This window comes from Thermoplasmata archaeon (assembly GCA_036395115.1).
In the GTDB taxonomy this organism is placed as follows: domain Archaea; phylum Thermoplasmatota; class Thermoplasmata; order RBG-16-68-12; family RBG-16-68-12; genus RBG-16-68-12.
In genome coordinates this window covers 19502-45494 of sequence record DASWDU010000050.1, presented here as the reverse complement: position 1 = coordinate 45494, position 25993 = coordinate 19502, and the positions used below count along the sequence as shown (strand labels likewise).

The 25993-nt window shown below is 65.9% G+C and carries 35 protein-coding genes and 1 tRNA gene; 28 read left to right on the top strand and 8 right to left on the bottom strand.

Annotated features, from left to right (window positions below):
* Nucleotides 1-77: 77 nt before the first annotated feature.
* The 4 genes from ftsZ to VF992_12470 all read left to right on the top strand — a co-directional run bounded on the left by ftsZ (nucleotide 78) and on the right by VF992_12470 (nucleotide 3186).
* Nucleotides 78-1217, top strand: coding sequence for a cell division protein FtsZ (ftsZ, locus tag VF992_12485; protein HEX9341967.1), 1140 nt, complete (start codon nucleotides 78-80; stop codon nucleotides 1215-1217).
* A 53-nt stretch (nucleotides 1218-1270) separates the two neighbouring features.
* Entirely contained in the window at nucleotides 1271-1552 is a 282-nt protein-coding gene (locus VF992_12480; protein ID HEX9341966.1) for an Rpp14/Pop5 family protein, read from the top strand.
* 159 nt (nucleotides 1553-1711) lie between these two features.
* Nucleotides 1712-2437 carry an archaeal proteasome endopeptidase complex subunit alpha gene (psmA, locus tag VF992_12475; protein ID HEX9341965.1) on the top strand — a complete coding sequence of 242 codons (726 nt, stop codon included), beginning with the start codon at nucleotides 1712-1714 and terminating at the stop codon, nucleotides 2435-2437.
* Nucleotides 2438-2445: 8 nt separating this feature from the next.
* Nucleotides 2446-3186: a ribosome assembly factor SBDS gene (locus VF992_12470; protein ID HEX9341964.1), complete on the top strand. Its 741-nt coding sequence runs from the start codon at nucleotides 2446-2448 to the stop codon at nucleotides 3184-3186.
* Nucleotides 3187-3227: 41 nt separating this feature from the next.
* Here the strand turns inward: VF992_12470 and VF992_12465 are convergent, their stop codons facing one another.
* The gene (locus VF992_12465; GenBank protein HEX9341963.1) at nucleotides 3228-3581 is read right to left on the bottom strand and encodes a VOC family protein; all 354 of its coding nucleotides are present in this window, start codon (nucleotides 3579-3581) and stop codon (nucleotides 3228-3230) included.
* Between the two features lie 176 nt (nucleotides 3582-3757).
* Between VF992_12465 and rrp4 the strand changes: the two genes are divergently transcribed.
* The 12 genes from rrp4 (at nucleotide 3758) to VF992_12405 (ending at nucleotide 10705) form a co-directional block, all read left to right on the top strand.
* Complete coding sequence (gene rrp4, locus VF992_12460; GenBank protein HEX9341962.1) at nucleotides 3758-4456, top strand: exosome complex RNA-binding protein Rrp4; 699 nt, start codon at nucleotides 3758-3760, stop codon at nucleotides 4454-4456.
* Between the two features lie 14 nt (nucleotides 4457-4470).
* The gene (rrp41, locus tag VF992_12455) at nucleotides 4471-5301 is read left to right on the top strand and encodes an exosome complex exonuclease Rrp41 (protein HEX9341961.1); all 831 of its coding nucleotides are present in this window, start codon (nucleotides 4471-4473) and stop codon (nucleotides 5299-5301) included.
* Nucleotides 5301-6077 (top strand): exosome complex protein Rrp42, encoded by a 777-nt coding sequence (rrp42, locus tag VF992_12450; protein HEX9341960.1) that lies wholly within the window; start codon nucleotides 5301-5303, stop codon nucleotides 6075-6077. The genes rrp41 and rrp42 overlap by 1 nt, the downstream gene beginning before the upstream one ends.
* An 8-nt stretch (nucleotides 6078-6085) precedes the next feature.
* Nucleotides 6086-6373 carry a 50S ribosomal protein L37ae gene (locus VF992_12445; protein ID HEX9341959.1) on the top strand — a complete coding sequence of 96 codons (288 nt, stop codon included), beginning with the start codon at nucleotides 6086-6088 and terminating at the stop codon, nucleotides 6371-6373.
* A 2-nt stretch (nucleotides 6374-6375) separates the two neighbouring features.
* Nucleotides 6376-6510: a DNA-directed RNA polymerase subunit P gene (locus tag VF992_12440; protein ID HEX9341958.1), complete on the top strand. Its 135-nt coding sequence runs from the start codon at nucleotides 6376-6378 to the stop codon at nucleotides 6508-6510.
* Nucleotides 6511-6512: 2 nt separating this feature from the next.
* Nucleotides 6513-6743, top strand: coding sequence for a KEOPS complex subunit Pcc1 (locus VF992_12435; GenBank protein HEX9341957.1), 231 nt, complete (start codon nucleotides 6513-6515; stop codon nucleotides 6741-6743).
* Nucleotides 6740-7108: a prefoldin subunit beta gene (locus VF992_12430; GenBank protein ID HEX9341956.1), complete on the top strand. Its 369-nt coding sequence runs from the start codon at nucleotides 6740-6742 to the stop codon at nucleotides 7106-7108. The genes VF992_12435 and VF992_12430 overlap by 4 nt, the downstream gene beginning before the upstream one ends.
* Nucleotides 7109-7167: 59 nt before the next feature.
* Nucleotides 7168-7914: an EMC3/TMCO1 family protein gene (locus VF992_12425; GenBank protein HEX9341955.1), complete on the top strand. Its 747-nt coding sequence runs from the start codon at nucleotides 7168-7170 to the stop codon at nucleotides 7912-7914.
* Nucleotides 7915-7924: 10 nt separating this feature from the next.
* Entirely contained in the window at nucleotides 7925-8464 is a 540-nt protein-coding gene (locus VF992_12420) for a cytidylate kinase family protein (protein HEX9341954.1), read from the top strand.
* Nucleotides 8461-9414 carry an RNA-guided pseudouridylation complex pseudouridine synthase subunit Cbf5 gene (locus VF992_12415; GenBank protein ID HEX9341953.1) on the top strand — a complete coding sequence of 318 codons (954 nt, stop codon included), beginning with the start codon at nucleotides 8461-8463 and terminating at the stop codon, nucleotides 9412-9414. Before VF992_12420 ends, VF992_12415 begins: the two co-directional genes overlap by 4 nt.
* 3 nt (nucleotides 9415-9417) lie before the next feature.
* On the top strand, nucleotides 9418-10551 hold the full coding sequence (locus tag VF992_12410) for a M48 family metallopeptidase (protein HEX9341952.1): 1134 nt from the start codon (nucleotides 9418-9420) through the stop codon (nucleotides 10549-10551).
* A gap of 48 nt (nucleotides 10552-10599) precedes the next feature.
* A tRNA-Ser gene (locus VF992_12405) sits at nucleotides 10600-10705 on the top strand.
* A 298-nt stretch (nucleotides 10706-11003) separates the two neighbouring features.
* On the opposite strand, the gene VF992_12400 is transcribed toward VF992_12405, so the two are convergent.
* Nucleotides 11004-12053: a bifunctional phosphoglucose/phosphomannose isomerase gene (locus tag VF992_12400; GenBank protein HEX9341951.1), complete on the bottom strand. Its 1050-nt coding sequence runs from the start codon at nucleotides 12051-12053 to the stop codon at nucleotides 11004-11006.
* Nucleotides 12054-12162: 109 nt separating this feature from the next.
* Between VF992_12400 and ribB the strand changes: the two genes are divergently transcribed.
* The 5 genes from ribB to VF992_12375 all read left to right on the top strand — a co-directional run bounded on the left by ribB (nucleotide 12163) and on the right by VF992_12375 (nucleotide 14663).
* Nucleotides 12163-12861, top strand: coding sequence for a 3,4-dihydroxy-2-butanone-4-phosphate synthase (gene ribB / locus VF992_12395; GenBank protein HEX9341950.1), 699 nt, complete (start codon nucleotides 12163-12165; stop codon nucleotides 12859-12861).
* A complete protein-coding gene (locus tag VF992_12390) occupies nucleotides 12861-13352 on the top strand; it encodes an adenylyltransferase/cytidyltransferase family protein (GenBank protein HEX9341949.1) in 492 nt (163 codons plus the stop codon). Before ribB ends, VF992_12390 begins: the two co-directional genes overlap by 1 nt.
* Complete coding sequence (ribC, locus tag VF992_12385) at nucleotides 13349-13822, top strand: riboflavin synthase (GenBank protein ID HEX9341948.1); 474 nt, start codon at nucleotides 13349-13351, stop codon at nucleotides 13820-13822. The genes VF992_12390 and ribC overlap by 4 nt, the downstream gene beginning before the upstream one ends.
* The gene (gene ribH / locus VF992_12380) at nucleotides 13819-14226 is read left to right on the top strand and encodes a 6,7-dimethyl-8-ribityllumazine synthase (protein HEX9341947.1); all 408 of its coding nucleotides are present in this window, start codon (nucleotides 13819-13821) and stop codon (nucleotides 14224-14226) included. Before ribC ends, ribH begins: the two co-directional genes overlap by 4 nt.
* Nucleotides 14227-14303: 77 nt before the next feature.
* Nucleotides 14304-14663, top strand: coding sequence for a roadblock/LC7 domain-containing protein (locus tag VF992_12375; protein HEX9341946.1), 360 nt, complete (start codon nucleotides 14304-14306; stop codon nucleotides 14661-14663).
* Here VF992_12375 and VF992_12370 read toward each other — a convergent pair.
* Entirely contained in the window at nucleotides 14660-15322 is a 663-nt protein-coding gene (locus VF992_12370) for a CehA/McbA family metallohydrolase (GenBank protein HEX9341945.1), read from the bottom strand. The two genes, VF992_12375 and VF992_12370, sit on opposite strands and share 4 nt — an antisense overlap.
* Before the next feature lie 61 nt (nucleotides 15323-15383).
* The gene (gene metG / locus VF992_12365; GenBank protein HEX9341944.1) at nucleotides 15384-17519 is read right to left on the bottom strand and encodes a methionine--tRNA ligase; all 2136 of its coding nucleotides are present in this window, start codon (nucleotides 17517-17519) and stop codon (nucleotides 15384-15386) included.
* Between the two features lie 174 nt (nucleotides 17520-17693).
* Between metG and VF992_12360 the strand changes: the two genes are divergently transcribed.
* The 7 genes from VF992_12360 to VF992_12330 all read left to right on the top strand — a co-directional run bounded on the left by VF992_12360 (nucleotide 17694) and on the right by VF992_12330 (nucleotide 21789).
* Nucleotides 17694-18326, top strand: coding sequence for a hypothetical protein (locus VF992_12360; GenBank protein HEX9341943.1), 633 nt, complete (start codon nucleotides 17694-17696; stop codon nucleotides 18324-18326).
* A gap of 100 nt (nucleotides 18327-18426) precedes the next feature.
* Nucleotides 18427-18750 carry a hypothetical protein gene (locus VF992_12355; protein ID HEX9341942.1) on the top strand — a complete coding sequence of 108 codons (324 nt, stop codon included), beginning with the start codon at nucleotides 18427-18429 and terminating at the stop codon, nucleotides 18748-18750.
* A 167-nt stretch (nucleotides 18751-18917) separates the two neighbouring features.
* Entirely contained in the window at nucleotides 18918-19376 is a 459-nt protein-coding gene (locus tag VF992_12350; GenBank protein ID HEX9341941.1) for a hypothetical protein, read from the top strand.
* 107 nt (nucleotides 19377-19483) lie between these two features.
* Entirely contained in the window at nucleotides 19484-19705 is a 222-nt protein-coding gene (locus VF992_12345) for a TRAM domain-containing protein (protein HEX9341940.1), read from the top strand.
* Between the two features lie 130 nt (nucleotides 19706-19835).
* Nucleotides 19836-20900 carry a hypothetical protein gene (locus VF992_12340; protein ID HEX9341939.1) on the top strand — a complete coding sequence of 355 codons (1065 nt, stop codon included), beginning with the start codon at nucleotides 19836-19838 and terminating at the stop codon, nucleotides 20898-20900.
* Nucleotides 20901-20948: 48 nt separating this feature from the next.
* Nucleotides 20949-21224: a hypothetical protein gene (locus VF992_12335; GenBank protein ID HEX9341938.1), complete on the top strand. Its 276-nt coding sequence runs from the start codon at nucleotides 20949-20951 to the stop codon at nucleotides 21222-21224.
* A gap of 16 nt (nucleotides 21225-21240) precedes the next feature.
* Nucleotides 21241-21789, top strand: coding sequence for a helix-turn-helix domain-containing protein (locus VF992_12330; GenBank protein ID HEX9341937.1), 549 nt, complete (start codon nucleotides 21241-21243; stop codon nucleotides 21787-21789).
* Between the two features lie 20 nt (nucleotides 21790-21809).
* On the opposite strand, the gene VF992_12325 is transcribed toward VF992_12330, so the two are convergent.
* The 4 genes from VF992_12325 to VF992_12310 form a co-directional block, all read right to left on the bottom strand.
* Nucleotides 21810-22277, bottom strand: coding sequence for a GAF domain-containing protein (locus VF992_12325; GenBank protein ID HEX9341936.1), 468 nt, complete (start codon nucleotides 22275-22277; stop codon nucleotides 21810-21812).
* A gap of 472 nt (nucleotides 22278-22749) precedes the next feature.
* On the bottom strand, nucleotides 22750-23391 hold the full coding sequence (gene purN / locus VF992_12320; GenBank protein HEX9341935.1) for a phosphoribosylglycinamide formyltransferase: 642 nt from the start codon (nucleotides 23389-23391) through the stop codon (nucleotides 22750-22752).
* Nucleotides 23392-23397: 6 nt separating this feature from the next.
* Nucleotides 23398-24933 (bottom strand): bifunctional phosphoribosylaminoimidazolecarboxamide formyltransferase/IMP cyclohydrolase, encoded by a 1536-nt coding sequence (gene purH / locus VF992_12315; protein HEX9341934.1) that lies wholly within the window; start codon nucleotides 24931-24933, stop codon nucleotides 23398-23400.
* Nucleotides 24934-25003: 70 nt separating this feature from the next.
* Nucleotides 25004-25960 carry a methylenetetrahydrofolate reductase gene (locus tag VF992_12310; GenBank protein ID HEX9341933.1) on the bottom strand — a complete coding sequence of 319 codons (957 nt, stop codon included), beginning with the start codon at nucleotides 25958-25960 and terminating at the stop codon, nucleotides 25004-25006.
* Between the last annotated feature and the right edge of the window lie 33 nt (nucleotides 25961-25993).

Sequence of the window (25993 nt, the reverse complement as noted above, 5' to 3'; positions counted from 1 at the left end):
TGACGAATGTATGACTATCTTTAAATAGCCCTAGTAGGATTCGCCGCCATCAGACTCCATCGGGATGGGATGGCACGATGAAATCGCTTCTGAACGAAGCCTTGGCCCGACACCAGGAAGCCGAGGAAAAGGAAGAGCGCGAGGCCGCGAAAGCCACGAAGGCGCCGGACAAGTCCAAGTCCGGCGACGACGAAGAGATTGAGAAGATCGTCGAATCGATCAACGTCTCGATCAAGATCGTCGGCTGCGGCGGCGGCGGTTCGAACACGATCAACCGGTGCAGCGAGGCCGGCATCAGCGGCGCGCAGCTGTGCGCCGTGAACACGGATGCGAAGCACCTGCTGTCCGTCCGAGCCCCGAAGAAGATCCTCATCGGCAAGCGCCTGACGAAGGGCCTCGGAGCGGGAGCGCTCCCGGAGGTCGGGGAGCAAGCCGCGCACGAGAGCGAAGAGGAGATCCGGGACTTCATCCGCGGCGCCCACGTCGTGTTCATCACGGCGGGCATGGGCGGCGGGACCGGGACCGGCTCGGCGCAGTACGTCGCGCGCGTCGGCAAGGAGGAGGGCGCGCTCACGATGGGCGTCGTCACGATGCCGTTCAAGTCGGAAGGCCGTATCCGGATGGAGAACGCGGAGGCGGGCCTGGACAAGCTCCGAAAATTCTGCGACACGACGATTGTCATCTACAACGACAAGCTACTCGAGCTCGTGCCCCGCCTGCCGATCAACGCGGCGTTCAAGGTCGCCGACGAGATCCTCATGCAGTCGATTAAGGGCATGACGGAGATCATCACGAAGCCGGGCCTCGTCAACCTGGACTACGCGGATCTGATGACGATTATGAAAGGCGGCGGCGTCGCGATGATCGGGATCGGCGAGAGCGAGGAAGAGCGCGATCGGATCGAGTACGCAATCAACGAGGCGCTCGAGTCGCCGTTGCTCGGCGAGGTCGACCTGACCCACGCCCGCGGCGCGCTCGTGCGCGTCGTCGGCGGTCCCGACCTGACCGTCTCCGAGGCCGAGAAGGCGGCAGAGGTCGTCGGAGAGAAAATCAACCCGCAGGCGCGGATCATTTGGGGTTGCTCCGTCGAGGACGATCTGGACCACACCGTCCGCGTGCTCCTCGTGATCACCGGCGTCAAGTCGAAGTCCCTCCTCGGCAAGGAGGTCTACACGGGACCCGTGCGGACATCCGCCGAAGTGGACGAAGTACGCTGACCTCCTCCCTTTTTGTCCCCAACCTTTTTCCCTTTCCCTTCGTTGGCGCGCGCGTGAGCACGCGACGCCCGCGGTACCGCTACATCGCCTTCCGAGTGGATGGAGCCCGAGCCTTCAGCCGGCGTGAGGTCGTGGCGGCGCTCCGCGATGCATCGGAGCCCCTGTGGCTCGTCTCCTTCGAGAGCCCGTTGGGTCTCGTGCGATCGACGAACCTCCGGAAGGACCGGGCGATTCGCGCGCTCCAGACCGTCACGGCGATTGCCGGCGAGCCGGTCCGAGTGACGACCCTCGGCACATCCGGCACGATTCGGCGGGCGAGCGCGAAGTACCTTTGATTCGGCGCAGGGCAAAGTCGGGACGATCGCCGCCGATTCACAGTGGTGGTGAGCCCTATAACCGTCAATGTCGTTCCGTCGCCGCAAGTGTTTCGAGCTTCGTCTAACGAAAGCCAAAATCCTTATAGGACGGCTTAATAAGCGGCGAAGAGGGACGTTATGCAGCCGGGCCAGATGGCGTACGACCGCGCAATCACGGTCTTCAGCCCCGACGGACGACTCTTCCAGGTGGAGTACGCTCGTGTCGCGGTCACACGCGGCAACACGACGGTCGGCCTGAAGTTCAAGAACGGGATTGTCCTCATGGCGGACAAGAAGATCGGCTCGCGGCTCGTCGAGACCTCGTCGATCGAGAAGATCTTCCAGATCGACGAGCACGTCGGCGCGGCGACCTCGGGCCTCGTGGCGGACGCCCGGGTGCTCGTGGACTACGCGCGGCTCGTCGCGCAGATCAACAAGGTCACGTACAGCGAGCGGATCGGCGTCGACCTGCTCGTCAAGCGGATCTGCGATTACAAGCAGAACTACACGCAATACGGCGGCGTCCGGCCGTTCGGGACCGCCCTCCTCGTCGCCGGTGTGGACGACCTCGGGACCCATCTTTTCGAGACCGACCCGAGCGGAGCGCTCATGTCGTACAAGGCGGACAGCATCGGCCAGGGCCGCCAGGCGGTCATGGAGCTCCTCGAAGAGAAGTACAAGGAGGGGATGAACCAGGACGATGTGATGGTCCTGGGTCTCCAGGCCCTGCAGAAGGCGTCCGAAGGCGAGAAGCTCGATGCCCGCGCGATCGAGGTCGGGATCATCGTCGAGGGCGAGCGGTTCCGGCGGCTCTCCGAAGCCGAGGTCGGACAGTACCTGTCGCGGATGCCGACCGCGTCCTAGGCGAGGTCATGCCCAAGGAGCTGCGATCGGACCGTCGCGACGACATCTTCAAGGAGTACGTCATCGCCCGGGTCGAAAAGGCGGGCGAGAAGTTCGAGGTCCTCGTCAAGCCGGATGCGGTCCAGCGGATCCGGGACGGCAAAGAGGTCGACCTCCTCGGGGAACTCGCGATCGACGAAATCTTCCGGGATGCGCACAAGGGGTCGAAGGCGTCCGAGGAGAAGATGACCGAGTTCTTCGGGACGACGGAGCCCCTCGCCGTCGCCAAGCAGATCATCCAGCGCGGCGAGATCCAGCTGACCACGGAGCAGCGCCGCCAGATGCTCGAGGCAAAGCGCAAGCAGATCGTCCAGTACATCGCGGCGAACGCGATCAACCCGCAGACCGGCGCGCCACATCCGCCGCAACGGATCGAGAACGCGATGGAGGAGGCGAAGGTCCATGTGGACCCGTTCAAGGGGATCGAGGAGCAGGTGAAGGAAGTCCTCGACGCCTTGCGGCCCCTGATTCCGATCCGCTTCGAGAAAGTCCGAATCGCCGTCAAGCTGAGCGCGGAGGATAGCGCGAAGAGCTACGGGGACATCAAGTCGTTCGGAACAATCGTGAAGGAGGAGTGGTCTCCAAGCGGCGCGTGGATCGGCGTCGTCGAGATGCCTGCGGGGATGCAGACGGAGTTCCTCGAACGACTGAACGCGAAGACGAAAGGGAACGTCGAGACACGAATCATGAAGGCGGACCAGCGCGTCTAGCCACGTCTATCGACGCCGGACGGCCCCGCCGCGGGATGCGTTCATCGCCGCGCGGGCTGGAACAGTTCGATCGCGTTGCCCGAGGGATCATCGATCAAGATTTGGGAACCCCCAGGGCCGGTGACGATATTGTTGCGGAACCGCAACCCCGCCGCGCGAAGGCGCTCGACTTCCGCCGCGATATCGTCCACGATGAGTTGAATCCGGTTCCAGCCGCCCGCACTCGGTACGCGGCCATCGGGCATCGGGCGTCCCGCGGAACTCGTGGGCCCGCTGAGGAGGAGCCGCAAGTCGCCACGGGTGACATCGGCGAATGCCGGAGCGGCGTTCGAGAGGAGCTTGAAACCGAAGTGCGTCGTGTAGAAGGCGACGGCCGCGTCGACGTCGTTGACCATGTATCGGACGTTAACGATCACGGCGAATCTACGAGGCCCAGTTAAGGGGCGATATTTGAACCTGCGGAGGACGCCGTCCGGATGCGTCACCGACGGGCGTTGTGGGCGCGGCCGGGAGACCGGAAGCCTCAAGTAGCCGCCTCCGTTTCGACGCGCTGCGTGAGAGAGAAACACCAATGCAGGGTAGTGATTCGCTTCGTCAGCTCGTCATTCCCGGCGAAGCCGTCGGCCGCCCCGGGTTGAAGCCGGGTCCCGGTACCTACATCGAGGGCGGAGAGATTTTCGCGTCGCAACTGGGCATCCGGAACGAGAGCGAGGGCCGCGTCAGTGTCATCCCGCTGAACGGACGGTACATCCCCCTGCGGGGCGACGCCGTGATCGGCGAGGTGACCGACCAAGGTCCGTCCCACTGGCTCGTCGACATCAACTCCCCATATCCGGCCCCGCTCCACGCGACGGAGTCGCCGTGGCGGGTCGAGTTCGGGGACACGGCCCGGTACCTGAAGGTCGGGGACGTCATCATGTGCCACGTCCTGAGCGTCGACGAGATCAAGCGGGTCCAGCTGACGATGCAGGAACACGAGGCACGCAGACTGAACGGTGGCATCCTAATCGAGGTCTCTCCGACGAAGGTGCCGCGGGTGATTGGGAAACAGGGGAGCATGGTCTCCCTGATCAAGGACCTCACGAACTGCAGCATCTACGTCGGGCAGAACGGCCGGATCTGGCTCGACGGGACGGATCGCGAAACCGCCATCGCCGCGATGGCGATCCGGCTCATCGAGGAGCGGGCGCAGGCCCTCGGGCTGACGGAGGCCGTGCGGGAACTGATCGAACGTGCGACGCGCGAAGGGCGAGGGCCGGGGCCCTCGTGAGGAACGGGGTTTCCATGGAAGACATCGAGCACATCGAGAAGGAAGTCAAACTGATGGACGCGTCGGGCCGACGGCTCGACGGTCGGAAGTCCGACGAGTTGCGGCCGATTCGGATCGAGGCGGGCGTGCTGCAGCGCGCCGACGGGTCCGCGTACATGGAGTGGGGCGGGAACAAGATCTTGGCCGCCGTCTACGGGCCGCGGGAGGCGCACCCGCGGCACCTCCAGGATCCCGCGCGGGCGCTCGTCCAGTGCCGCTACAACATGGCGCCGTTCAGCGTCTCCGACCGGAAACGGCCCGGGCCGGATCGGCGGTCCGTCGAGATCTCCAAGATCATCTCGGAGGCCTTCGCCTCCGTCGTCTTCTCGGAGCAGTTCCCCCGGACGTCCGTCGACATCTTCATTGAGGTGCTCCAAGCCGACGCCGGCACGCGATGCGCCGGTCTCAGCGCGGCGAGCGTCGCGCTCGCCGATGCCGGCGTGCCGATGCGGGACCTCGTCGCCTCGTGCGCTTCCGGGAAGATCGAAGGGGTCGTGTGCGTCGATCTCAACAAGGAGGAGGACAACTTCGGAGACGCGGACTGCCCCATGGCGATCGTGCCCCGCACGGGGGAGATCGTGCTCCTGCAGATGGACGGCCACCTGACCTACGACGAGTTCCAGAAGGCGATGGACCTGTCGATCGGCGCCACCCATCGGATTTACGAGTTGCAGCGCGACGCGCTCCGCCGCCGGTATTCCGTCACGCTCGAGGACATCCTCAAGGAGTCGCCGCCCGTGCCGCCTCCGCCTCCTTCGGAAGAACCGCCCCCGTCGGAGGACGATTTCGGGCCGGAGGGGATCTGATGAGCGAGGAGATCGTCTCCGAGCTGATGCGCGCCCATGTCTACCGACTCGCATCGACCGGACAGCGCGTGGACGGCCGAGCGCTCGACGAGCCGCGGAAGGTGACGATCGAGCGGTCGTTCGTCGGGACGGCAGAGGGCAGCGCCCGCGTCAAGCTCGGCAACACGGACGTCCTCGTCGGCATCAAGATGTCCGTGGGCGAGCCGTATCCCGACACCCCGAACTCCGGCGTGCTCTCGACGAGCGTCGAGCTCATCCCGATGGCCAGCCCGACGTTCGAGGCGGGCCCGCCCCGGCCCGACGCGATCGAACTCGCTCGGGTCGTGGACCGCGGGATCCGCGAGTCGAAGATGGTTGACATGGATCGGCTCTGCATCACGCCGAAGGAGAAGGTCTGGATCATGTTCATCGACATCCACGTCCTCGACTACGATGGCAATCTGTTCGACGCATGCTCGTACGGCGGGGTCGCCGCGCTCGCGTCGACCAAGGTGCCGGCCAAGGCGATGGGGGTCGGCGAAGACTTCGCGCTCCCCGTCGAACACTGGCCGGTCAGCGTGACGAGCGCGAAGATCAAGGACATCGTCTTGGTCGATCCGAGCCTCGACGAGGAGCGCATGGCGGACGCGCGGCTCACCGTGACGACGGACGAGAACGGCGACATCCGCGCGATGCAAAAAGGCTTAAGTGGAAGCTTTACTTACGAAGAAGTCAAGCGGATTATCGAGACGGCCCAGCGCGTTGGCCGCGAGATCCGTCCTTTGCTGAACCCTTGAGGTCCTCGATGGCGCGTCGCACGCGAAAGGCTGGTGTCGTCGGCCGATTCGGCCCCCGCTACGGGGTGCGGATCCGCCGACGGGTCCAAGAGATCGAGGAGGGCCGCCGAGCGAAGCACACCTGTCCGCGCTGTCAGGCCGTATCCGTCCACCGGAAGTCGAGCGGCGTCTGGGAGTGCCGTCGGTGCGGGAATGTCTTCGCGGGGGGCGCCTACCGACCCGTCGTGACGACGTCCTTCAAGCGGGAGCTGGTGGAGGCCGCGAAAGAGCCCGAGGCGAAGGCCGAGGAGACCTGACCGTGTACAAGTGCGCGAAGTGCCTCGAGCCGATCCGGACGAACATCAACACGGTCGGGATCCAGTGCGAGCGGTGCGGCTCGAAGATCTTCTACAAGGAGCGGCCGAACGTCAAGAAGATCGTCAAGGCGCGGTGACCATGCGCCGAGCGACGATCACACTGGTCGGCCCCGAGGCGCGGGTCGTTGCCGAGGCGCTCGGGCCGGAGATGGGTCGGGACGTACCGAGGGCCCGCGTCTCGATGCGACCCGGGCGAAACCGCCTCACCCTCACGATCGTCGCCGAGGAGACGAGCGCCCTGCGCGCGGCGGTCAACTCGTACCTGCGCTGGGCCGACGTGGCCTCGCGCGTGCATGAGGTGGCCGCGTGAAGGACATCTCCCCGCAGCTGCAGAACCAGATCGCGCAGTACCAGAACCTGCAACAACAACTCCAAGTGCTCGCAACCCAACGCGTGCAGCTCGAGGCGAAGCTTCGTGAGGTCGAATCCACCCTCGACGAGCTCGGGAAGATCTCGAACGAGACGCCGGTGTACAAGAGCATCGGGATGCTCCTCGTCCGCCAGGACGACCGGGAGGCGCTGAAGAAGGAGCTCGAGGAGCACAAGGAGACGCTGACGATTCGCGTGAAGTCGCTCCAGAAGCAGGAGAAGTCGCTCTCCGAGCGTTACAACGACCTCGCGGGGAAGATCCAAACGGCCTTGGGCGGGGCCACCGCCACACCCGAAGGCGACTGAGGCGTTCTCCCTGCGGCGTGGCGGCAAACCCTTATAACACGAGGTCCGTTGGCGAATCCGTGGACGAGGATTCCGGCTCGTCGGAGCCCGCCGAACCCCCCGCCGAACCGATGGAGACGAGGCCTCCCCCTCTGGTCCTCAACCGGACGAGTTTCTCGCGATTCTTGATGATTTTCCTGTTCCTTCTCGCCCTCTACGCCCTCATCGATCCGCAGGTGGGGCTTGGCTTCGCGGCCATCGCGAACTTCCTCTTCGCGCCCCTCATCGGATTCAACGGCGCGCTGCCCGTCTTGACGATCCTCCTCGCGGGCATGCTCACGACGACGATCTCGTCGATCATCCGGGACCACTACACGAACTGGGTGAAGATGGCCCGCACGCAGAAGACCATGGCGGCGTGGCGGAAGGAGCAGATGGAGGCGTTCCGGAAGGGCCAGCAGACGAAGCTCGAGAAGCTGAAGGAAGCGCAGGCGGTCTTCATGAAGGACCAGGTCGAGGTGCAGATGGCGCCGATGAAGTCGACCGCCTGGACGATGATCATGTTCATCGTCGTCTTCACGTGGCTCCGTCTCTTCGTGGGCATCACGCTGGACCATCTCGGGAACCAGTGGATCACGGTGCCGTGGTCGAGCCATGTGTTCCTGAACGAGTCGGAGCTGGGCTTCCCTCTGTTCACCCATTGGATCCTCCTGTACTCGCTGCTCGCGATCCCCTTCGGGCAGATCATCGTCCGCGTCCTGAAGTACCTCCGCTTCACGCGGCGACTCGAAGAGATGGGGGTCCCGCTCCAGGCGGAAGAAGCCTGAGGAATCCCCGATGATCCTCGCAATCGGCGGCCCTCCGGGCAGCGGCAAGACGACGGTCGCGGAGCGGTGGGCCGACACGCGCGGGTTCGTCCTCGTGTCGGCGGGCATGCGGTTCCGCGCGATGGCGAAGGAGCGGGGGATGGGCCTCGAGGCGTTCGGCAAGGCGGCGGAGGCGGATCCGGCCATCGACCGCGCACTCGACGCCGCCGTTCTGGAGGAGATCCGCGCGAAGGCGGCGTCCGGGGCGAACGTCGTCGTGGATGGACGCATCCAAGCGTACCTCCTCGCGAAGCAAGGCATCCCGTGCACGAAGGTCCTGATCGACGCCCCGCTCGCCGTGCGTGCGGAACGGATCGCGACGCGCGAGGGGAAGAGCGTGCGGGAGGCGAAGCGGGAGATCGTGTCGCGGGAGCGCTCGGAGCGCGTCCGGTACCGCGCGATCTACGGGATCGACCTGCGCGATGCGCGGATCTTTGACCTGATACTCGACTCCGGGCGCAAGACGCCGGACGAGATCGTCGCGGCGATTGCGGCGCGGGTGGGGGGATGAGCGAACTCGTCGTCCTCCATGAGACGCCCGATTCGAAACATGGCAAGCGCCCGGACGATCGTTCGATTGAAGAACGGATCCGCTCGGGCGTCGCGGTCGTCGACAAGCCGGCCGGACCGACGTCCCACCAGGTGAGCGCTTGGGTCCGGGACATGTTCGGAGTCCCGAAGGCGGGCCATGCGGGCACGTTGGACCCGCGCGTCACCGGAGTGCTCCCGATCGGCCTCGCCGGCGCCACCCGGGCGCTCGAAGCGCTGCTCGCGGGGGACAAGGATTACGTCGGGGTGTTGCAGCTCCACCAGGACGTCGACGATCGGAAGGTGCGATCGATGATGGGCCGGTTCGTGGGCGAGATCTATCAGATTCCCCCGGTCCGTTCGGCCGTCCGGCGGGAGCAGCGGACCCGGCACGTGTACGAGTTCGATCCGCTGGAGATCGAGGGCCGCAACGTCCTCTTCCGCGTCCGCTGCGAGTCCGGCACTTACGTCCGGACGTTGTGCTCGGACGTGGGCGAGGCGCTCGGGGTCGGCGCGAACATGGTCGACTTGCGGCGGACCCGGACCGCCTCGTTCTCCGAGGCGGACGCCCATCCGCTCAACGCGTTCCGGGACGCCATCGCATACTGGCGGGAGGGGGACGACGGCGCGATCCGGGCGATCGTGCGACCGATGGAGGATCTGCTGCGACATCTGCCGCGAATCATCATCAAAGACACCGCAGTCGACGCAATCTGCCACGGTGCGAACCTCGCGGTGCCCGGCGTCGCGAAGCTTTCACCGCACATCCGTCGAGGTGACTTGGTCGGCCTTTTCACGGGGAAGGGCGAGGCGGTCGCGGTATCGAAGGCGCTCATGACGACGGACGAAATCGTCGTCGCGAAATCGGGGGCGGCGGCGGACACGGCCCGCGTGCTCATGGACCCGGGGACGTACCCGAAGCTGTGGAAGTGAGCCATGGGCGTCGACGCATGGGGATTCGACGCGGAGCGGCAGCTCCTCGCGCGCCGCCTTCGGTCGAAGCGACTCGTCCTGCGCGCCGTCCACGGGGCCGTGATCGGTGCCCTCGCGACCGTCCTGGTGGCGGGAGGCGCGGCGTCTTTGGAGGGTGCCGTCCTCCGACTCGGATGGCCGGCCTGGGCGTCCGCGGTAGCGTTCCTGTCGATCCTCTTCGGCGCCTTCGCGGCGGCGGAACTCCCCTTCGCCTACGTCGGCGGATTCCGATGGGAGCGCGCCTTCGGCTTGTCCAACCAACGCCTGGTCGGTTGGCTCAGTGACGTCTGGAAGTCCCTCGCCCTCGGACTCGCCTCGACCCTCGTCGTCGGCGGTGGGATGCTGTGGTTGCTCGCGGCCACGCCGTGGTGGTGGCTGGTCGCGTGGATCCTCGGTGCCACGGCCTCGCTCGGAATCGGATTCCTCGCGCCGATCGTGCTCGTGCCGCTGTTCTATCGCTTCCGGCCGATCCGGGAAGAGAGTCTCCGGAATCGGTTCGCATCGCTCGCAGCTCGCGCCGGCGTCCCGGTCATTGGAGCCTTCGTGCTCGAGGCCTCGCCCAAGACCAGGCGGTCGAACGCCGCCGTGATGGGATTCGGCCGGACACGCCGGATTGTCGTCACCGATACCCTCCTGGCCGAGTTCCCGGTCGGGGAAGTCGATGCCGTCCTGGCGCACGAGCTCGCTCATCAGCGCCACTTCGATCCGCTGTGGGGGTTTCTCCAGGGCTCGCTCACATCCCTGGCGATCCTCACGGTCACGGCCCGGCTCTATGATGCGACGCGCGTCTCCCTCGGGATTGCGTCGGCCGGCGACATGGCGGGCCTGCCGTGGCTCGCCGTCCTCTTCAGCCTCGTGGCCCTTCCGTTTGGCCCCCTTCAACTGCGGTGGTCCCGCGAACGCGAGTCGCGGGCCGACCGGTTCGCGTTCGAGTTGACCGGGGATCCAGCCGCACTCGCGGCCGCGATCGTCCGGCTCCATGACCGGAACCTCGGCGTCGCGAATCCGAGCCGTTGGGACAAGTGGCTGTTTTACAGCCATCCCACGGGACGGGAGCGGGTCGAGTCCGCGCGGGTGTTCGCGTCAGCGCGCGCCTGAGCCCGGAGAATCTTTATACCGACGGATAGGATGGGCGCGGCGTTCGGTGCCGGGGTCGCCTAGCTCGGTAGGGCGCGGCGCTGGAGTCGGCGTCTTGCCCCGCCAGTCACGCCGTGGTCGAAAGACTTCGGGAGTTCAAATCTCCCCCCCGGCGTCTCGCTGCCGCTCCACAGATCGCAAGAGGAACACCTGGCTGCAATAGGTCTAGGAGACACCTCTGCGAACAGATTTTGCTTCAGGATTCCAACCCGATGACGACGGGGTCCGGTTCTCCAACAATATGTGGCGTCTTTCACTTTCCAGAACCTGACTGCGGGTTGAGGAGGCGGCTTGCAGGGAGAGGTCCGTGAAAGCAAACGCCACGACGGAGCTGTCGCCGATTCTGGCCGGCCTCCGATTGGTGCGCTCCCGCCGCTCGCGTGACGGCTGCCTGAAAATCTCACCCTCGGCGTTCAGTTTTTTCGGCGTCCGCGGGCGAGGCGCCTCTTGAGTTCCGCGATCGGAGGGACGGGCGTCGGATCGACGCGCCGGAGCGTCGCGAGGTACAAGCTCACGTAGTCCCCGAGGTATAACGTGCCGAGCAGACGACTGAGGAGGCTCTCGCCTTCGGCGTCGACCTCGATCGCGGACGCTCGGCGGGACATGAGGTCGACCGTGATGTCGAGCTGCCGACGGACCTCGGGAGGTTCGTCCCGATCGCGGAGCAAGATCGGGGTGTGCCGGCGGGCGCGCGCATCCTCGGACCATCCGACGAGTTCGTTGTGGTCCGCCTCGGGCAACGAAGAGGAGAAGGCGAGGACCTTCGCGTTCTCGTTCAGCTGCGTCTGCCATCGTTTCGCGATCGGCGTGAAGGGCGTGGTCGCGTAGATGATCGGCACCGTGCCGCGCAGGCGAATCGCGAGGCGCTTCGCTCCGTTCGAGCGGACGCCGGCTTCCGGGCGCAGCCGCTTCCGGATCTTCCGCAGATGCGCGATCGTTCGCTCGAGCTCGGCGCGGAGCGGCCCGACGACCCACCCCTCGCCGATGGCGGGAAGCACCCCGAACAGATGGCCGAACGCCCCGCGCGGCGGCAGGCCCGTGGGAACCTCGAAGACCGGCACGCCGTTCCTCCGTGCGAGGTCCCGCAGGGAGCCGCCGGACGTGACGGCCGCCATCCGACAGCCGAGCTTCATCCCCTGGGCCGCCGCGTTCAGCGTCTCCTCTGTGTTCCCCGAATAGCTCACGGCGATCAGCAAGTCCTCCGGCCTCGCGTACGACGGAAGGCGGTAGTCGCGCACAACCTGGATCGGCACCTTCGCGCGGTCCGCGACCCAGGCCGCGAAGACGTCACCCGCGATCGCAGACCCGCCCATCCCGACGACGAAGACCCGCTGCGCGTCGCCCACGTCGTAGGAGGCTTCGGGGGCGAACCGGAGCGACGCCTCGAGCTGGTCCGGCAACGAGGCGATGATGTCCCGCATCCCCTCGGGATCGATCCGGGCGACCTCCTCGGGGTCGAGCATCCCGGGCCCCATCGGGGTGGTCCGGATAAGGCCTGCGTCCCGTGCGGTCTGAACCAGCAACTTGGTTCCTACAATAATATTGATATACGCTGGTGGGCTCGAAGGGGCCGTGGCCGAAGTCGAGCGGGCGCTCGACGCGCTGCGCCGCGGGGCGTTCGTCCTCATCTATGACGGCGACGGCCGCGAAGAGGAGACGGACCTCGCGATCGCCAGCGAGTTCGTCACCCCAGCCGCGATCCGCACGCTTCGGAAGGAGGCGGGCGGGCTCATCTGCGCGACGTTGTCGGGCGAGGTCCGCGTGCGACTCGGGTTGCCGTACATGACGGACGTCCTGCGCCGCGCCGGCGGGATGTATCCGATTCTGAGCGCCGTGTCGACGGAGGACATGAAATACGATCGGCACAGCGCGTTCTCGATTTCGGTCAACCACCGGGACACGTTCACGGGCGTAACGGACGCGGACCGCGCGAAGACCATTGCCCGATTGGCGGCGATCGCGAGGGATGCGGTCCGTCGGGAGAACGGCTGGGCCGCGCACGTCTTCGCCGAGGAGTTCCGGTCCCCGGGACACGTTCCCCTGCTGAACGCTGCGGAGCCGTTGTTCGCGGAGCGCCGGGGGCACACGGAGCTCACGACGGCCCTCACGATCATGGCCGGACTCGCGCCGAGCGCGACCATCTGCGAGATGATGGCGGACGATGGACGGGCCCTCCCGAAGGAGCATGCAAAGGCATATGCGCGGGAGAGGAATCTCGTCTTCCTGGAAGGGCAGGACATCGTCCGGGCGTGGCGTTCGTGGTCCGTGTAATGGCGACGGGGGTCTTCGATCTCCTCCATCCCGGTCATCTGTATTTCCTCCGCGAAGCCCGGAAGCTCGGCGACGAACTGTGGGTCGTGGTGGCGCGGGACAGCACGGCGCGGCGGTTCAAGCACGAGCCGATCATGCCGGAGCAGTCGCGGCTGGAGATGGTGGCCGCCCTCAAGCCGGTCGACCGGGCGGTCCTCGGGAACGAGGGCGACATCTACGAGATCCTCGGGGACATCCGCCCCGATGTCGTCGCCTTGGGGTTCGACCAGGCGCACAACGAGGAGCGGGTCCTCGATGAATGCCGACGTCGCGGGCTCACGACGCGGGTCGTCCGCCTCGCGCGCTTCGAGGGCGACCTCGACGGCACCCGCAAGATCGTGAGGAAGGTGGCGGAATGGCTCGCGCTCCAAGAGCGGCTCGGACGCGTCGAAACGGGGGAGGTCCGAGGGGACGGCGCCGCGGCGCCGAGGCGTCGGCGGAGAAAGGCCTGAAACGGATCGGGATCGTCGACACGGCCTTCGCTCGCTACGACATGGCCGCGGCCGCGGTCGACGAACTCCGGAAGGAAGGCGAGGGCTTCGTGATCGAACGCTACACGGTCCCCGGGATCAAGGATCTCGCGGCGGGCGCGAAGATCCTGTTCGAGCGCGGATGCGACCTCGTCCTCGCGCTGGGCATGGTCGGCCGTCAACCGGTCGACAAAGACTGCGCGCTCGCGGCGGATTTCGGCTTGCAGGTCGTCCAGGCGAATGTCGGCAGGCACATCCTCGGCGTCATGGTGCACGAGGACGAGGCGGCGGACGAGGCACAGCTCGCGTGGCTCTTCGACCGCCGCACCCGGGAGCACGCGATCAACGCGTACGACCTGCTCTTCCGCCCGGAGGCGATGCGGGCCCGGGCCGGGACGGGGCAACGCGAAGGGTTCGAGGACGCGGGGCCCCTCAAGAGGACCGGTCGATGAACCTCGCGATCGTCGCGGCCGAGTTTAACCACGAGGTGACGGACGTCATGGTCCAGAAGGCGCTCGCCCGCGCGGAGGAGCGGGGGATCCGCGTGACGTCGGTCGTCCGCGTCCCGGGGGCGTTCGAGATCCCCCTGGCCGTCCAACGCCTCCTGGAGCGCGGCGACGTCGACGCGGCGGTGGCGATTGCCGCGGTCATCAAGGGAGAGACGCTCCACGACGAAGCCCTCATGGCCGCGGTCCCGAAAGCTCTCCTCGACGTCGGCCTTCGGACCGGCAAGCCCGTCGGGTTCGGGATCACCGGCCCGGGGATGACCGACGAGCAGGCGATGGCCCGGGCCGGCAAGGGCGCGGACGCGGTCGACGCCGTGGCCACGATGCACTCCTTGCTCCGGAATCTGTGACCGTTTTCTCCTTGAGATTTACGGCGGAAAGGTTTAATCCCGCGAGGCTTCCATCCGGACCGGTCTGGGAGCGCCGCATGGTCGACACGACCGCCCTCGAATCGATCCTCCGCGACATCGAGCGGAGCGAGGGCGTGCAGGAGGCGATGCTGGTCTCCCTCGCGGGGACGTACCTCGCGGGGAGCTTCCCGAAAGGCGTCCATGTGGATACGTTCGGTTCGATGTTCGCGGTGCTGGTCGGCTCCGCGGAGACCGTGACCTCCGAGGCGAGAGACGCCCTCGAGAGCATCACGATCAACGCGAAGGGGACCCGCTACCTGATTGTCCACGGCGGCCGCAAGGCGCTCCTCGTGATGCGTCTCCCGGCATCCGCCGACTCACAACGGACGAAACAAGCCGTCGAAAAGTACGTCCCTCGCATCGAAGAACACCTCTAGATTCGATGCATCCCGCGGCCGATCCACTCGGACACGGCTTTTGTCACGTACCGAACCGTCGCGCCGGCGTCGCGGTCCCTGCCTTGAGCGGTGGTCTTGCCTCGGGCGATTTCCTGGAGGACGTGGTCGAGGGGCAGATCGCCCGCGTCGATCGCGGTGACCGCCTTTGCGACTTCGTCGAGGAAGTGGCTGTCGCTCCCGCCCGTCTCGCCGATCTTCCGCTCGCGGGCGAGTGCACGGGCTCGCATGTTGCCGCGTCGCAGGGTCCTGGCGTTGCACGTCTCATAGGCGGGGAAGGACGCCTGTTCCAGCGCCGCGGCACCGAGTCCGGACCAGAATCGGAACGGATGCGCCGCCACCGGCACGCCACCCGCGGCGACGATGCGCTCCGCCGTCTCCCGCACCGTGAGCCCGCGCGGGATGCCCTCGCGGACGCCGTACCCGAGGACGTGGCCGGACCGCGTCGAGACCTCGATGCCTGGGATGACCAGGAAGGCCCCCTGCGCCGCGTCCCTCGCCTCGCGAACGCCGTCGATCGAGTTGTGGTCCGTGATCGCGATGCCCGCGAGGCCGACGCGCTGCGCGGTCGCCACCAAGTCCGCGGGCGCGACGCGGGAATCGGGGGAGTGGCGGGTGTGATTGTGGAGGTCGAGCAGCATCGAGGGGGCGACAGAACGAGGCGATTCGCTTAAAGGCTTGCGAAATGGGCCGTTGAGCGGTCTAGTGGACCCACGTCCCCTCCTTGAATCCCTTATCGACCCGCACAGGGGAGTCGCCCGCCCTGAGAGGGATGCGGACTTCGCCGGTTCGCCCGAGGAACATGACGCTCCCTCCTTCGGCCACCTGCAGTTTGTATTTTTGGAATTCCAAGAAGGGCAGCTGCGGCGCGCCGCGGACCCCGAGGATTTGCGTGCCGGCCGCCGCGTCCTCTGGCGGCAGGACGAGTCCGACGGTGGCGTCCGTCTCGCCGGCGAGGAGCATCCCCCGGCTCTCGATCCCGCGGAGTTTCGCGGGCTCGAGGTTCGCGACGACCGCGATCTTCCGGCCGACGAGTTCCTTCGGCCCATAGTCTTTCCGAATTCCTGCGACGATCTGGCGGCGCTCGTCCCCCAGGTCGATCTGCAGGACGTACAGATTGTCGGCGTTCGGGTGGGCGTTCACGTCGAGGATGGTCGCGACGCGGATGTCGAACTTGCTTGCGGGGTCTTCGTCCGCCGGACCGAGCTCGATTTTCGCGAAGAGTGGTCGGCCGACCCGGAGTTTCTGTCCGTTTGGCACGTCTTCGAGGGCATCCTCCCAACGCCGCTCGTGCACGTCCGAGTCGTACCCCAGCGCGTTCCACAGCCGCGACGAGCTGAAGGGCAGGAACGGCGCCATGACGATTGCGAGGGATCGCGACACGCGGAGGGCGACGTGGATGGCCGTGCCGCACGCGGCGCGATCTCTCTTGAGCAGATCCCACGGCGCCTTCTGGTCGATGTACTGGTTCCCGAGCCGGGCGAGCTGGATCGCCTCCTTCATCGCGTCCCTGAGGTGCATGTATTCGAGATTCTGGCCGACGCGCGTCCACTGCTGCTCGATCGCACGGACCATCGCTTTGTCGACGGGATCGAGGAAGCCGGCGGCCGGGACCTCGTGATTGAAGTTCTTGTCCGCGAACGTCAGCGCCCGGTGCACGAAGTTCCCGTATACGGCCAAGAGCTCGCTGTTGTTCCGCTGCGCGAAGTCCTCCCACGTGAAGTCCGTGTCCTTGAGCTCAGGCATCGTCGCGATCCCATAGTACCGGAGTTGGTCCGGGTCGAATCGTTCGAGCAGGTCCGGGAGCCAGACGCCGCGGCCGCGTCCGGTGCTCATCCGTTCGCCGGAGAAGTTGAGGTACTGCGTCGCGGCCACGTCGTACGGCAGGACGAGTTTCTCATCGTAGCCCATGAGGATCGCGGGCCAGAACAGGGTGTGGAACACGATGTTGTCCTTCCCGATGAAGTAGTAGTGACGGGACTCGGGGTCGAACCAGAAGTCCCTCCATCCCTCCGGGCGGCCGCGGCGGAGGTACCATTCCTTCGTGGCGGTCAGGTAGCCCATCACGGCTTCGAACCAGACGTAGATCCGCTTCGTCTCGTAGCCGGGGACCGGGACCTCGATGCCCCAGTCGAGGTCCCGGGTGATGGGGCGGTCCTTGAGCCCCTCCTCCAGCCAGCTCCGGGAGAACGTCACGACGGGGAGCCGCCAGTGGTCTTTGCCCTTCGCCATCCACCGCCGCAGCGGTCCCTCGAACGCGCTGAGCCGGAAGAAGAAGTGGTTCGTCTCCCGGCGTTGCGGCGGCGTGCCGTGAATGCGGCAACGGGCGTCAATCAGGTCGAACGGGTCCCAGAGGTGGCCGCAGTTCTCGCACTGGTCCCCGCGCGCCCGTTCGAATCCGCAGTTCGGGCATTTGCCCTCGACGTAGCGGTCCGGAAGGAAATGATTTCCCGTCGGGCAGAACGGAGCGACCATCTTCGCTTCGTAGATGTGGCCCTTGGCGCGGAGCGCGAGGAAGATCTCTTTGACCCACTCCTTATGATGCGGCTCCGCCGTGTTCCAGTAGAGGTCGTATCGGACGCCCAACTGTTCGATATTCCTTGCGTGGAGGGCGTGGTACCGTTCCGCGACGACGCGTGTCGGCACGCCTTCCTCGTCCGCGCGGACCATCGTGGGCGTCCCGTGCATGTCGCTCCCGCCCACGACGAGGACCTCGTCCCCTTTCATTCGGTGGTAGCGGGCGAACACGTCCGCGGGGATGAACGTCGAGACGGCGTGGCCCAGGTGCCGGGGCCCCGAGGCGTACGGCCACGCGACGCAGACCAAGATTTTCGTCATCGGCGGAGCCCAGAAGGGAGGCCTCCTTAAAGCATTCGCGGCGGTCCCTCGTCGGCGTCCCCATGGAGGGCGGAGGACGGACTCGATCCTGATTCTCACGCTCCACTAGTTTTGACAAGGGTGTTGACCCTCGAAAACCGCGATTCGTGACCATCCTTGGGAGGTCGTTCAACCGTGGCGCAACGCGCAGGGCACGTCGATGTCGGCGGCCGACGCGCTCCGGACATGGAAAAGGCCCTGGCGAAGCTCGGCCCCATGCCGCGGATCCTCTGCTGGAAGTGCCGCAAGCTGACGCCCTTCGAGCTCGACCACTGTCAGCATTGCGGATCCGCGTTCGCCGGGGGGACCGGAGGCGCGTACGGCGCCGTCCCTGCGGTCCGCCCTCGGATCGCCCCCGTCACACATGAGACATCCCGCACCCGGGAGCGAAACTTGACGCAAGTCTTCGAAGACCTCCAGCTCGTCCATGATGTGTCTGGACCGTCGAAGGGACGACAGGCGGGTCGGCCCGGTGGCGCCGAGCGGTCGGCCCAGACCTATCAGTGCCCCGCATGCGGGCGCTTCGTCTCCGAAGAAGCGACCGATTGCGTCTGCGGCGTGCGATTCGGCTCGCTCGCGTCGAACACGTTCGCATGCCCCGAGTGCGGATCGCACGTGCCCGCGGGTTCGGGTGCGTGTCCTGTTTGTAGCGCGGCGCTCGGCCCATCCGGGGACCTCGATCTCCTCCTGTATTCCTGCCCGCGATGCGGCTCTCGCGTCGCGTCCGACCAGTCGCGCTGCTTCTGTGGCGTGTGGTTCGCGGACTGATAGAACAAAGTTTCAGATTTGAAACCGTCCAATGGGCGATGTTTCAGATTTGAGAACTGTCCAATAAGCGATTTATCATCCCATCGCGTGATTTCTTCCGTTGACGGAATTCCCGTCGAAGGGCGAACCCATGATGAAGCCGAAACGCCCGCGCATCGTGTCGAAGAAGACGTACTACCTCGTCCTCTGGTGGATGTCCCAGACGCCCTACGCCGCGATCTTCGAGAACGAGGTGGCGGCGGAGGCGGCCGCGAATGTCCGTAACGCCCTCATGGTCGCGATCTCGGGCCGGGACCTCAAGGTCGATCAGGTCTTGGATTGGTACCGTCGGGACGACTCCGGACGGCCGATGCCCGCGGAGTGGCGCGATCTCGTCGGGCAGATCCATGTCCCGTGGCTCGCGAGGCCCAAGGTCGCCCTCTGATTTCCGTAACGTCCCGGAGGCGCGCGGAGGAGGCGAACGCCTTTTCGGAAGGAGGCGAATCCGCGTGCCGTCTCCGTCTCCCTCAGCCCCCCCGAGTTCCTTCCTATCAATTCGGATAGGAGGGACCAAACCGCTATAGCCTCGGAATGCGGGAGACGTGGGCGGCCATGGCGCAGCCCCAAGCGCTCGTCGCCGAGTGCCCCACGTGCAAGGCGATCGTCCCGATCGAAGCGACCGAGTGCCCGAAGTGCGGCGAGCTGTTCCAGACGGAAGCCGCCGGGTTGGAGCCCACCGCGGAGGCGGCCACCGAACCCGAGGCGGAGGATCCCGATGACGACGCCCGCGGCTCCAAGTCGGGCTTCCGGGAGAAGTTCTTATTCTACACGGGGATCTTCCTCATCCTCCTCGGGGGCCCCGGGATCGCCCTCGGTTCGTGGCTTCATGACGTCCTGCGGATCGGCTTCGGCGAGTTCAACGCCTTCGACGCGTTCGGCTCGTGGAACCGAGTCGTGACCGCGATCGGGCTGATCGTCCTGATCGTCGGGATTGTGTTCCTCATCCTCTCGTTGCGTTTCTCACGTCCCTCCGAGGTCGAGGCGGACCTGGACGCGCTGCGCGAGTCGTGAACGAATCCCCTCCCGGCACACGCGACCGGGGCACCCCTATATCATTAAATACCGCACAACGCGTTGCGAAGCGGACGGCGAGCCGGCCTCGCCGCATGGAGTATCGGATGTCGTATTCGGGCTCTGGCCTCCGACCTTCGAACCTTCCGGTGGAAGAGGGGAAGGTCTATGAGGCGAAGATCGAGGACATCGGTCGAGAAGGCGACGGACTCGCGCGGATCCAGAACTTCGTGGTCTTCGTCCCGGGGACGAAGATCGGGGATCAGGTCAAGATCCGCATCACGAAAGTCCATCGCCGGATGGCGTTCGGCGAAGTCGTCCGCGAATGATGTCGCGTCAGGGCGGGGAGACGGGAGAGGGGGCACAGCGCGAGCCCGACATGGACGTCGGTGGAGCTTCGAAAACCGTATAATAAGCTCCATATATCCGCCGCTGCCCATCGAGTCGGGAGGCCGCTCCGTGGCTCCTTCCCGTGTGTTCGTCCGTATATTCGCCGCGACCGCGGCATTCGCGCTCGTTCTCGCCACGGTCATCGTTGTTCGGACCGTGACCGCCGACACCGATTCTGACGGGGATGGGGTTCCCGATGCGATCGAGCAGGCGACCCAGCGTCTCGTCACCGCGCCGAGAGAATCGCCCAGCGAGTTCCTTGTTTCGAGCGTGCTCGCGAGTCCGGGCCTTCAAGATCTGTTCGGGGTCTCGTACAAATCGGGCACGTTCGACGTGTGGTACGCGAGCACGGAGGGAGCGTCGAGCGAATACCAGCTCGAGCTTCGCAATCTTACCGAATGGGTCGACTCGAACGGCAACGAACGGATTGACTCTGGCGAGATTCGCGGCAATTTCCCCCTCGGGTGGGCGGTTCCCGTCGTGCGTTTCAACCGGACTGACCCGGACGGGGGCCGGGTGTTCAACTTCATCATAAAAAGCACCGGAGACGAGGTAACGCTGAATCTGACGATTGCGGAGCGTTTCATGCGGATCGCTAGCAACCGTATCCTCACGCCGATGGAAATGAAGATGGGAATCGAGATCAACCACAACCTCCTGAACCCCGGTGCGAGCGTCGGGATCGAGATGCACTTGGATACGGAGGGCCCGGAGGACCTTTTCGAGTACAGCGAACGCAGCTGGGATGACGTCCACGCGTTCGCACAGGGCGAGGGGGCAGTGAGTGTAACCGGAGGGCCTCCCGACCACCCGGCGACAGTATTCTTCTCGTGGTCCAAAAGGGCCATGGCGGATGGGCTCCCTGTGAATGCGACGGTCGTGAGTTCCGAGCCGCCAGCACCCTATGTGCTTTACGTTGCCTATCCCGCGCAGGGCGCCTCCGCCGCGCGCGTGGGAATCGAGCACGATCCGACGCTGGGCGTCGAGAGCGCGGTGTACGAACGCATCCTGACCACGCCTCCGCCGCTGCAAGCCGACCTCGTCCTGTACGCGGGATCCCTCGCCGCGGTGGCCCTCCTCCTCGCGCTCACGATCCTGGCCGTGAATCGGAGCCGGAAGAGGGGCGAACATTAGGGCCGGAAGCCTTAACATTCCGGTTCACTACGCCTTCCCGTCGGTCCCATGGTGGCCATCGAGAATGTGGTCCTTGCGGCCGTGTCCGTCTTCGCGCTCGCGCTGACGGTCATCTCCTTCTTCGCGTTTCGCCGGACGAGAGACGCCCACCTGCTCTTCTTGGCGGCGGCGTTCGGTGTCTTCTTCGTGAAGGGCCTCGTGCTGACGATCGCTCTGTTCTCCGCGCCCCTCAGCCTCGAGCAATACGGGCGGATTTTCGTCCTCTCCGGCGCGCTCGACCTCGTGATCCTCGGTTTGTTCTACGGGTTTACGCTGCGGCGGTGAGCGCCGTTTGGTCTCCATGGACGAGGAGATCCTGGCGGTCAAGACTCGTAGGGACCTCTACGAGTTCGTCCGGAAGAACCCTGGCTTCCATCTCCGCGAAGTGTCTCGTGCCCTTGACCTGTCGATCACGCTCGTGGACTACCACCTTCGGTTCTTGGAGAAGCACGAGCTCATCACGTCGTCGATGGACGGGGAGTACAAGCGCTTCTACCCGCGCTCCCAGCCCGGCCAGTCGGATGCGCGCCCCGCACTGACGGACTCGGAGAAGCAGGTCCTCGCGTTCCTCCGCCAGCCGGTGCCGTTCCGCGTGATCGCGTTCCTCATGGAGCACGAGGCCGGGACGCACAAGGAGATCCTGGAGCACGTCCCCGTGTCCCCCTCCACGCTGTCGCATCACCTCAAGAAGATGCAAGCGGCGGGACTCATCGATCGTGCGACGCCGGCGGAACGGGGATACCAAGTCACGGGTCCCAAAGCCGTCGCTCGGCTCATGGCGACCTACGAGATCGCGACGCCCGATCAGATCGACACGTTTCTACGCGTATGGGGCGAGTTCCGCCTCTGATTGCGGCGATCCTCTCTCGCTCACAGAATCGTCCGGAGCTCTTCCGCCGCCCACTCGACGAACTCTCGGTCCGTGTCTGAGAACGCATCTTGTTGGTCCGAGTCGATGTCGATTTCCGCGACTGGAGCGTCCCCTTTCAGGATCGGGACGACGATCTCCGCGCGGGTGTTGATGAAACACTGGAGGTACCTTGGATCGCTCGTCACGTCTTGCACGAGGATCGTCTTCTTGTCCGAGACCGCGGCGCCGCAGAGGCCCTGCCCGATCGGGATTCGGTTGTGCAGGGTCGCGCTCGGGCCGGACCACGAGGCCAGCGCTAGATCCGAACCGTCGACGACGTAGATCCCGACCCAGGTGTAGTGGGGGATCTTTCGGAGTTCGCGACACACGAAATCCGTGATCGCTTTGCGCTGGCTTCCTGAATGGATGATTTTCATGAGCCGAGCCGCGACCTCGTCGTAGCTGACCTTGCCCTTCTCGCCGGCCATGATCTCGCCGAACTTCCCGACGCCTTTCATTCGAAGACGCGCGGTCGAACGAGCGTCGCGCGCATAAGCCTTGCGGAGCGGCGTCCGATTCGTTTGGCCGGCCGCGGGAGGCGCGGCCGGGCTGCGTTTTGTCCGAGCGACGTGAGGCTTCGAGCCACGTCCGAACATATTCTGCTAAACCTTGAAATACTCCCGCGCCGTGGGAATCGCACAAGCATCCCTCCACAACGGGCCGTTCCCCGTTTTCTCCATGAAAGGGGGACGGCCAAGCCCCTTTTTTCCGGTCCCGTTTTCGTCGTGAGCGGGCGCGTGCCCGCCCGTGTCGCGGCCCTCGACTTGCGAGGACGGAAAAGCGTTTTATAGAATCTCGTCGTATCGGTATTGCTTAGACAAGCATCCCTCCACAACGAGGCCGTTCAGGATTCCTGGACGGCCCTTTATTTTGTGAAGTCGGCGCGCCGCCGTCTTCCTGCTAGGCCACAGGTGGCAGGCTCAGCCCGGTCGTGCGTATCCGAACCCGACGCCCCTCGACCTTCAAGCGGCCTTCCGCGAACAGGCGGACCGCAATCGGGAGGAAGATGTGCTCCTGCTCGAGGATCCTTGCCGCCAACGTCTCTTCCGTGTCGTCCTCGAGGACGGAGACCGCCTTCTGGAGGATGATCGGCCCCCCGTCGACCGTTTCGTCCACGAAGTGGATCGTGCACCCTGAAATCCGCACTCCGTGCGCGAGGGCGTCCCGTGGGGCGTGGGCGCCGGGGAACGCCGGCAGGAGCGAGGGGTGGATGTTCATGATGCGGTTGCGGAACTCCCCGATGTAGTAGCCCGTCACGATTCGCATGAAGCCGGCATGGACGACGAGGTCCACGCGCTTCTCCTTCAGGACTTTCACGACCTCCCGCTCGAAGGCCTCGCGATCTTTCCCGAACTTGCGGTGATCGATCACAATCGCCGGGACGCCCGCCGACCTCGCGCGCTCGATGACCGGAGCCCCGGGGACGTTGCAAACGAGCACCGCGAGGTCAACGTCGAGATCGCCCCGCTTGCGAGCGTCGGCTAGGCTCTGGAAGTCCGTGCCCCTTCCGGACGCGAGCACTCCCACCTTGACCCGAGCCATCGTCCCTCAGTGCTTGAACAGGCGGATTCCCGTGAAGACCATTGCGATCCCGTGCTCCTCCGCCGCCTCGATCACTTCGGCGTCCCGGATCGAGCCGCCCGGTTGTGCGACGGCCGCGACCCCCGCCAGCGCGAGTTCTTCGATGCCGTCACGGAAGGGGAAGTACGCGTCGCTCACCGCGACGCTCCCGCGCGCCGCGTCCTTGGCCTTGAGGCGCGCGATCATACATGCGTCCACCCGGCTCATCTGGCCGGCGCCGATCCCGACCGTGCGGTCGCCTTTCACGAGGACGATCGAGTTCGACTTCACGTAGCGGCTCACGGTGATCCCGAACAGGATGTCTCGCATCTGGTCCGCGGTCGGCGATGCCTTCGTGACCACCTTGAACGCCTTCGGCCTCGGCTCGGGGAAGTCCGTCGTCTGGAGGAGGACGCCGCCGAGGATGCGGACCATGTCGACGCCGTGGTCCTTCCGGAGTTCGCCGTGCGTCCGCATGATCAGGAAGTCTCCCTTCTTCTTCTGCTGGAGGATCGCGAGCGCCTGCGGCTCGTATCCGGGCGCGATGACGGCGTCCAGGACGTCCCTTCGCATCGCCTTCGCGGTAGGCAGGTCGACGGTCCGGTTCAGCCCGACGACGCCGCCGTAGGCGGAGATGGGATCGCACGCGTGTGCCGCCTCGTAGGCCGACTCCAGATCCGAGGAGAGGGCCGCCCCGGCCGGGTTCGTGTGTTTGATCACGACGGCCGCGGGACGATCGAACTCCGACACGATCCGCAACGCGGCGTCGAGGTCGATGAGGTTGTTGTACGACAGGTCCTTGCCCTGGAGCTTCTCCGCGTTCGCGGTCGCGGCGGACGGGAACGACTCCCGATAGAGCGCCGCCTTCTGGTACGGATTCTCCCCGTACCGGAGGTCCGCGATCTTGTCGTACGCGAGGCGAAGGGCGGGAGGCAGGGTCGCGCCTTGCCGCTTCGCGAGGTAGTTGAAGATCGCCGCGTCATATCGCGACGTGTACTCGAACGCCTCCACGGCGAGTTCGTCCCGCAGCCGTTGCGGCACGGTCTTCTGATCCTGCAGGGCGCGCAGCACGTCCGGGTAGCGTGAGGGCCGCACGATGACGGCGACCCGGGCGGCGTTCTTCGCCGCCGCGCGGATCAGGGAGACGCCCCCGATGTCGATGTTCTCGATCGCCTCGGCCATCGTGACGTGCGGCTTCGCGACGGTCGCCTCGAACGGATAGAGGTTCGCGACGACGAGGTCGATCGCGACGGCGCCGAGGTCCGCGAGATCCCGCTCGTCGCCTCGCGGCGCAAGGATCCCCGCGAAGATCCGCGGATGCAAGGTCTTCACGCGGCCACCGAGGCCCTCGCGCAGCCCCGTGTACTCCGCGACGGTCGCGGCGGCGATGCCGGCCTCCTGCAGCGCCTTCGCCGTGCCCTCCGTCGCGATGAACTCAAAACCGAGGTCCCGTAATCCCCGAGCGAATTCGACGAGCCCCTCCTTTTCGGAGACGCTGAGGAGGGCCCGGCGCGGGGAGACCATCCTTATTACCGAGTCGCAATGGGGAGGCCCCCATTAAACCTTCGGAGGGCTCGGAGGCCATCGGGCTCGTTCACACGAGGGCGGCGGCGGGCTCGGGGCGAGGAAAGAGTCCCGCCTCCTTCACGAGTTCCGTCACGACGTCCTCCCATCCGACCGGCATGATGTGGACGCCGCTGACGCCGTCGATCCGCTTCAAGGCCTTCACGGTCCGGACGGCGATGCTGAGGCCTTCCGCCCTCGGGTTCGGGGCGCCCTCCATCCGGTCCATGATATGTTTCGGGATCACGGCCCCGAGCTTCTCCGTCATGAACCGCGCCATCTTCGGGGACTTGAGCGGGATGACGCCCGCGAGGATGTAGACTTTCTCGTGGAGCCACTCCTTGCGCACGAGCCGCATCCAATCCTCGAACCGATCGACGTCGTAGACGCCCTGCGTCTGCACGAAATCCGCGCCGGCGGTGACCTTCGCCCGGAGCTTCGCGAACGACTCCTCCTTCGAGCCGCGGAACGGATCGGCGGCGGCGCCGATGAAGACTTTCGGCGGGACCTTGACCATGTCGCCACCCCGCAACGTGCCCGCGTCGCGGAGAACCCGGAACGTCGCGATCATCTCCTCCGTGGTCAGGTCGTAGACCGCCTTGGCGTCCTTCTCGTTCCCGGCGGTCGGTGGGTCACCCCAGAGGCAGAGCACGTTGCGGATGCCGAGGGCAGACGCGCCGAGGAGGTCCGCCTGGATCCCGATGCGGTTGCGGTCCCGGAGGACCATCTGCATGATCGGCTCGATGCCCGACTGGAGGACGAGGGTCGCGGCGGCGAGGGACGAGATCCGCACGAGGGCTCGCTGCCCGTCCGTCACGTTGCACGCGTCGACCAGGCCCCGGTACATCGCGACTTGCCGTTCGATGCTCGAGGGATCCGCGGATCCCGGAGGGTGGATCTCTGCGGTCACGGCGAAGCCTCCGGACGCGAGGACCTTCTCCAATCGGCTGCCCGCGCGCATGACGTGCGACGCGACGCCGACGGGCATCGTCCGCAGGAAGTCGCCCGGAATTTATGTAGG